Source organism: Burkholderia sp. 9779_493, from assembly GCF_015712215.1.
GTDB classification, from domain to species: Bacteria; Pseudomonadota; Gammaproteobacteria; order Burkholderiales; family Burkholderiaceae; genus Burkholderia; species Burkholderia cenocepacia.
Window position 1 is genome coordinate 1 of record NZ_JACCQA010000081.1, and the last position, 6,251, is coordinate 6,251.

The following is a 6,251-nucleotide window of genomic DNA, read 5'->3' on the forward strand; positions in this document are numbered from 1 at the left end:
CTTACCCGGCGTACTACTCCGGCTGGTACGGGCCGCCCCAGTAGCCGCCACCCCAGCGGCCCCAGAAGCCGATCGTCACGGGCGGCCCGTACCAGCCGGAGTAGTACGCCGGGTAAGCGTACGGATACGGCGGCGGCACGTAGGCCGGCGCGACATACACGGGCACTGCCGGGCCGACGTCGACCTCTGCCTGGGGCACGGTCGACGCGGCCGGGCCGGGCGCGGTCGGTGCGGCCGGAATCTCGCGCTGCGTCACCGTGGCGGGCACCGGCGCGTAATAAGGTGCATAACCGTACGGGCTCGTGTAGTAGCAGCCGCCAAGCGCCAGGGCGGCCAGCGCGACGACGGCGGGCCTCGCGGCGGAAATCGGGTTCATCTCGTACTCCGGCAGAATCCGCGCGTCGCCGCCGGGCGCGCGCCTGACTCTAGCTTACGTCCCCTGCAGATTTCCGCGCGTATGATCCGTTACTTTTTGTTTCCTGCCCTGGATGGCGGAGCGGGCACGCCGCGTGCTGGCCCGTCCGCGGCGCCGGCGTTGAAGTTGGCGCAAATGCCCTCAACTTGAACGATGTCGGCTGACCGGCGCGGACGGGCGTCCGCGACCCACCGGCAACCGCAAACCGGCGAGCTTCGGCCCGCCCCAGACAGGAACGCGGCTCGCGCCGCCATCGACATGACTACGCCACGCCCCACTCCCCGGGCGGACACACCGCTCGATCCGATCATCCAGCTGCTGGCGCTCGCCGGCGAGCAGGGCTATCTGACGCACGCCGACCTCGTCGACGCGCTGCCGCCCGAAAGCGACAGCCCCGACGCGCTCGATGTCGTGCGCGCCGCGCTGGCCGACATCGGCATCGCGGTACTCGACGAGCCGGCCGTGCCCGCGCCGTTCGCCGGCGCGGCGCCGGTCGAGGTCGACCGCGACGCGCTCGACGAAGGCCGGGCCATGCTCGGCGACCTCGCGCGCGGCACGAGCGCGTCGACCGATCCGCTCGCGCTCTACATGCGGCGCATGCACGCGGTGCCGCTGCTCACGCGCGAAGGCGAAATCGTGCTCGCCCGCGAGATCGAGACGGGCCGCCATCAGGTGCTGCACGCGATCGCCGGCTATCCGCCCGCGGTCGACGCGCTGCTCGAGCGTCATCGCGCGACGGGCACGACCGGCTCGCCCGATGACGACGACGCCGACGCGCCCGTGCCCGCCCGCTACGACACGCTGCAGGCAGCGGCGTCGGCGCTGCGCGAGGCAGTGCATGCGCATGGCACCCGTTCGGCCGAATACCGCGACGCACGCAACCACGTGGCCGCGCTGCTCGGTTCGCTCGCGTGGGTCGCGCCGGCCGTCGACGACGCGAGCCGTGTCGTGCGCGCGCTCGCGGCCGCCCCGCATGATCCGTCGGCAGGCGACGCGGCGTGCTTCGATGCGGTTGCACGGCGCGCGCTTGCTGCCGCGCTGAGCGACGGCCAGCAGAAGGTGCGCGACGCGACGCGGGCGATGCTCGAGGCGAACCTGCGGCTCGTGCTGTCGATCGCGCGCAAGTACCTGAACCGCGGCGTCGACCTGTCCGACCTCGTGCAGGACGGCTGCCTCGGCCTGATGCGCGCGATCGAGAAATTCGAATACCGGCGCGGGTTCAAGTTCTCGACCTATGCGACCTGGTGGATTCGCCAGGCGATCGCGCGCGCGGTCGCGGATCGCTCGCGTACGATCCGCGTGCCGGTGCACGTCGGCGACCAGTACCAGCGCGTGCAGCGGCATGCGCTGCGCTTTCGGCAGCGCACGGGCCGCCGCGCCACGCCGGCCGAGCTCGCGGCCGAAACCGGCCTCGCCGAAGACAAGCTGCGCGCGGTGCTCGCGCTGCCCGCCGAGCCGGTCTCGCTCGACACGCCGCTGCCGGACGCGGACACCGGCCTCGTGGAACTGATCGAGGATCAGGCATCGGCCAGCCCGTTCGAGCAACTGGCCGACACGCGCATGCGCGACTGCGTGCGGTCGCTGCTGCGGTCGGTCACGCCGACCGAGGCCGACGTGCTGCGCCGGCGGTTCGGCCTCGGCGGCGCCGAGCCCGACACCTACGACGCGATCGCGCAGGATGCGGGGATGTCGCGCGAGCGCGTGCGACAGATCGAGAAACGGGCGCTCGCCGCGCTGCGCACGGCCGCCGAGGCCGAGAACGCGCAGTCGTTTCTCGACGCGTAACCGCATCGCGTGCGGTGCACGGTCATGCCGCGTTCCGGCACGACCGTGCGCTGCGTGCCTGTGTTACGTTTGCCATTGACGCGCATCAAGTTTTCTTCATCGCGCGTCGCGACAATGATTGACAGCCGACCGGCGCATCGCTCGCCGCGTCCATTCCGTTTGTGCTTTCCGGGTCCCTTGCCATGCAGTCGACCGTCAGCCAGACGTACGAGGAAAACCAGCTTGTCGCGGCCTGCCTGCGCGAGGCCGCGCAATGGCTCGTCGACCAGGGTGCGAACCCGTACCGGGTCGCCGCTTACCGCGCCGCGGCCGATACGGTCGACGCGCTCGACCGCGACATCCGCAGCGTATTCGACGCCGGCGGCGTCGAGGCGCTCGACGCGCTGCCCGACATCGGCACGGGCGTCGCGCAGGCGATCGCCGAGCTGCTGGTCACGGGACGCTGGCGGCAGCTCGACCGCTTGCGCGGCGACGCCGAACGCGTGTCCGCATTCGAAGCGGTGCCGGGCATCGGCCACGCGCTCGCGCTGCGCATTCATGACGCGCTGCACATCGACACGCTGGAGGAGCTCGAACGCGCGGCCCGCAACGGCCAGCTCGAGACGATCGCGGGCGTCGGCCCGCGGCGCGCGGTCGGCATCCGCGCCGCGCTCGACGACGTGCTGAGCCGGCGCCGCCGCTGGCAAGGCCACATGCAAAGCGCCGGCCCCGGCACGGAGCCGCCCGTCGAACTGCTGCTTTACATCGATCGCCAGTACCGCAACAAGGCGGCCGCCGGCGTACTGCCGACGCTCGCGCACCGGCGCCTGAACGCGGACGGTTACGTGCCGCCGCCGGTGATGCACATGACGAAAGGCGGCTGGCATTTCACGGTGCTGAGCCAGCATGCCGCAATGCGTACGCCGGAAGCCGGCCGCCCGACCGACTGGGTCTCGCTCTATTTCTACGACGCGGTGCAATGCGAGCACCAGCGCACCGTGTTCACCGAAACGTACGGCGCGCTCGTCGGCAAGCGGATCGTGCGCGGGCGCGAGATGGAATGCCGCGTGTATTACGCGGGATGAGTCGGGCGTCGGCAGCGCTTCGCTGACGTCGAAGGCGGCACGGACCGGCAGCGCCGTCTCGCGATTCGGCACGTACGTCGAACCCGCCACGTCACCACGTCACCACCCTTCCGTCGCATGGCTACCGAACCGCCCGCCTCGCGCAGGCTCGCCGCTACGCGGCGCCTTCCGCCTTCGCACGGCGCGCCGGATGACGATGCGCGGCAATGCGCAACAGCTTCTGGAACGACGGGCATTCGAGATGGTTCGCCGCCGGGCACACGGCCGCATGCCGCAGCGCATCGCGCACCGCACCGAGACGGCGGATCGTGCGGTCGAGCTCGTCGGCCTTGCCGTCGAGCTTCGCGCGGTCGATCGCGGGCCGCCCCTGCGCGCCGACCATCGCGAGGATGTCGTCGAGCGAGAAACCGGCCTCCCGCCCGAGCGCGATCAGCGCCAGGCGCTCCAGCACCGATTCGTCGTATTGCCGCCGCAGCCCGTGCCGGCCGATCGGAACGATCAACCCTTTTTCCTCGTAGTAGCGCAGCGTCGATGCGGGCAATCCCGTGCGCCGCGCGACGTCCGCAATGTCCAGTCGGCTCATGCTTGACCTCAAGTTCACTTGAAGTTGCAAGATAGTCGCTCGACTCCATAAAGACAAGCCGGACCGCCATGAAACCGTTGAACCCGCGTCGCATTCCGCCGTGCCGCATCGCCGTCATCGTTCGCTGCGGAGGTGCGCGATGAGCCCGTCCGACGTCCTGCTCAAGCTGCTGTTGATCGGCGCGGGCGCCACGCTCCTGATGGACCTGTGGACGCTGTTCCGACGGCGTGCGTTCGGCATTCCGTCGCTCGACTACGCGCTGGTCGGCCGCTGGCTCGGCCACATGACGCACGGCCGGTTCCGCCATGCGTCGATCAGCGCCGCTGCCCCCGTGGCCGGCGAACGCGCGCTCGGCTGGATCGCGCATTACGCGATCGGCATCGCGTTCGCGGCACTGCCCGTGCTGATCGCCGGCCCGACGTGGATCGATGCGCCGACGCCGCTCCCCGCACTCGTCGCCGGACTCGCAAGCGTGGTCGCCCCGTTCTTCGTGATGCAGCCGGCGTTCGGCTTCGGCATCGCGGCGTCGCGCACGCCGCAACCGGGCGTCGCGCGCCGGCGCAGCCTCGTCACGCATCTGTCGTACGGGGTGGGGCTGTATCTCGCGGCGTACCTGCTCGCGGCGCTGACCCGTTGAGCTGCGCACCGGCGTATCCCCAGCCGCGCCTGTCCGTCTCCAGCAAACCGACGAGATCAGCCGCCGTCGCCGCGCTGCGCCGTGTCCTCGTAGCGATCGAGCGCGTCGAGCAGGTTGCCCGGCCGGCTCATCTCGGCCCTTAGCCGGGCGGCCTTCTCGATATCGGCCGGCGCGGTGAGCTTCGCGCCCTGATCGAGGTACGCCTGAGCGCGCGTCTCGCCGGCGGCGGCAGCCAGGCCCAGCAGCGCGTTCGCGGCGATCGGATCGTGCCCGGCACCGCCACCCGAGTAGTACTGCACGCCCAGCCGGAACAGCGAGGTCGCGACACCCTGGGCCGCGGCCAGCCGATACCATTTCACCGCTTCGGCGTCGTCCTGGCGCACGCCCTGCCCGCTCTCGTACATCAGCCCGAGATTGTTCTGCGCGTTCGCGTAGCCCTGCTCCGCGGCGAGTCGATACCAGTTGAATGCGTCGGTGTCGCTCTGCTTCACGCCGCGCCCGCTGTCGTACAGGTAGCCGAGGGCGTTCTGCGCCTGCGGATCGCCCTGATCCGCCGCGCGTCGATACCATTTGGCGGCTTCCGCGGCATCCTGCGGCACGCCGGTCCCGGCGTCGTACATCAACCCCAGATACAGTTGCCCCCTGGGCAGGCCCTGTTCGGCCGCACGCCGGTAAAGCCGCACTGCTTCCGCACTATCCTGCGGCGCGCCTTCGCCGTGCTCGTATGCGCGACCGAGATTGCACAACGCATTGCCGTGGCCCTGTGCGGCCGCACGCCGATACCAGTTCACGGCCTCCGCCCGGCTTTGCTCGACGCCGACGCCGGTTTCGTACAGCGTGCCGAGGTTGTTCTGCGAGGCCGCATCGCCCTGGTCGGCGGCCCGCCGATACCATTTCGCGGCTTCGGCGGGATTCTGCTCGACGCCGTCGCCGTGCTCGTACATCAGCGCGACGTCGAATTCGCCGTCCAGGTCGCCGCGCTTCGCCTTCTCCATCGCCGCGTCAAAGGCCGCGGGCGCATCGTCGTGCCCGAGCCAGACGATGCCGATCCCGAGGATCAGTGCGACTGCGAGCGCGATCAGGATCGCAATACCGGCCTTCCGGCCGATTCGTCGGGCCTGGATCATCTCTCGGTGTTCTCTTTTTTGTGGTTGCAAGCGGTGCGCCCGACCGGGCGCCCGCGTCATTCGCCGCCGCAGTCGATCAGGTTGCGCCGCACGCGCCCGAGCAGCCGCACCAGCGTCTCGCGCTCGTCGGGCGTGAAGCCGCGCAGGCCGTCGTCGGCGACGGTATCGCCCACTTCCAGCATCTGCGGAAAGATCTCGCGCGACTTGTCGGTCAACCGGATCACGAACGCACGGCGGTCGTCGTCGTTCGCCATGCGTTCGATCCAGCCATAGCTTTCCATCCGGTCGAGCAGCCGCGTGAGCGAGATCGGCGTGATCTCGAGCCATTCGGCGAGCCGCGCCTGGTTCATCTCGCCCTTCCACGTCAGGTACGCGAGCACGCGGCTTTGCGCCCGCGTCAGCCCGATGCGCTTCGCGCGCCGGTCGAACAGACGCCCGTTCAGGCGCGCCACGTCGGCGATCAGGTAACCGATCCGGTTCTCATAGGTCTTGTCCATGCGGCGATTATAGGGTCAAGCCGGAACCGGCTCGCGGCTCCCGACCTGGCGATAAGCGGCTATATAATAAGCGTGCTTATAATTTGCGCCATACCGGATCGCCGCCCACGGCGACCGCTCCACGGAGACACCCGCTTGAACCC

7 protein-coding genes are annotated in these 6,251 nt (G+C 70.1%); 3 read left to right on the forward strand and 4 right to left on the reverse strand.

Features of this window, described 5'->3' with window-relative positions; all coding sequences use genetic code 11:
- Positions 1-13: 13 nt before the first annotated feature.
- Positions 14-376, reverse strand: coding sequence for a hypothetical protein (locus H0X95_RS35440; RefSeq protein WP_196446426.1), 363 nt, complete (start codon positions 374-376; stop codon positions 14-16).
- A gap of 297 nt (positions 377-673) precedes the next feature.
- Between H0X95_RS35440 and H0X95_RS35445 the strand changes: the two genes are divergently transcribed.
- Both H0X95_RS35445 and H0X95_RS35450 read left to right on the forward strand, forming a co-directional pair.
- Positions 674-2,200: a sigma-70 family RNA polymerase sigma factor gene (locus tag H0X95_RS35445; protein ID WP_006484701.1), complete on the forward strand. Its 1,527-nt coding sequence runs from the start codon at positions 674-676 to the stop codon at positions 2,198-2,200.
- Between the two features lie 182 nt (positions 2,201-2,382).
- A complete protein-coding gene (locus tag H0X95_RS35450) occupies positions 2,383-3,264 on the forward strand; it encodes a helix-hairpin-helix domain-containing protein (RefSeq protein WP_059723204.1) in 882 nt (293 codons plus the stop codon).
- Positions 3,265-3,418: 154 nt separating this feature from the next.
- Here the strand turns inward: H0X95_RS35450 and H0X95_RS35455 are convergent, their stop codons facing one another.
- Positions 3,419-3,847, reverse strand: a complete 429-nt coding sequence (locus H0X95_RS35455) for a helix-turn-helix domain-containing protein (protein ID WP_006495065.1) — start codon at positions 3,845-3,847, stop codon at positions 3,419-3,421.
- Between the two features lie 139 nt (positions 3,848-3,986).
- Between H0X95_RS35455 and H0X95_RS35460 the strand changes: the two genes are divergently transcribed.
- Entirely contained in the window at positions 3,987-4,484 is a 498-nt protein-coding gene (locus H0X95_RS35460) for a DUF2938 domain-containing protein (RefSeq protein ID WP_006495066.1), read from the forward strand.
- A gap of 56 nt (positions 4,485-4,540) precedes the next feature.
- Here H0X95_RS35460 and H0X95_RS36345 read toward each other — a convergent pair whose 3' ends face one another.
- Together H0X95_RS36345 and H0X95_RS35470 are read right to left on the reverse strand one after the other, a co-directional pair.
- Positions 4,541-5,611, reverse strand: a complete 1,071-nt coding sequence (locus H0X95_RS36345) for a tetratricopeptide repeat protein (protein WP_059723201.1) — start codon at positions 5,609-5,611, stop codon at positions 4,541-4,543.
- Between the two features lie 56 nt (positions 5,612-5,667).
- Positions 5,668-6,108, reverse strand: a complete 441-nt coding sequence (locus H0X95_RS35470) for a MarR family winged helix-turn-helix transcriptional regulator (protein ID WP_006484698.1) — start codon at positions 6,106-6,108, stop codon at positions 5,668-5,670.
- Between the last annotated feature and the right edge of the window lie 143 nt (positions 6,109-6,251).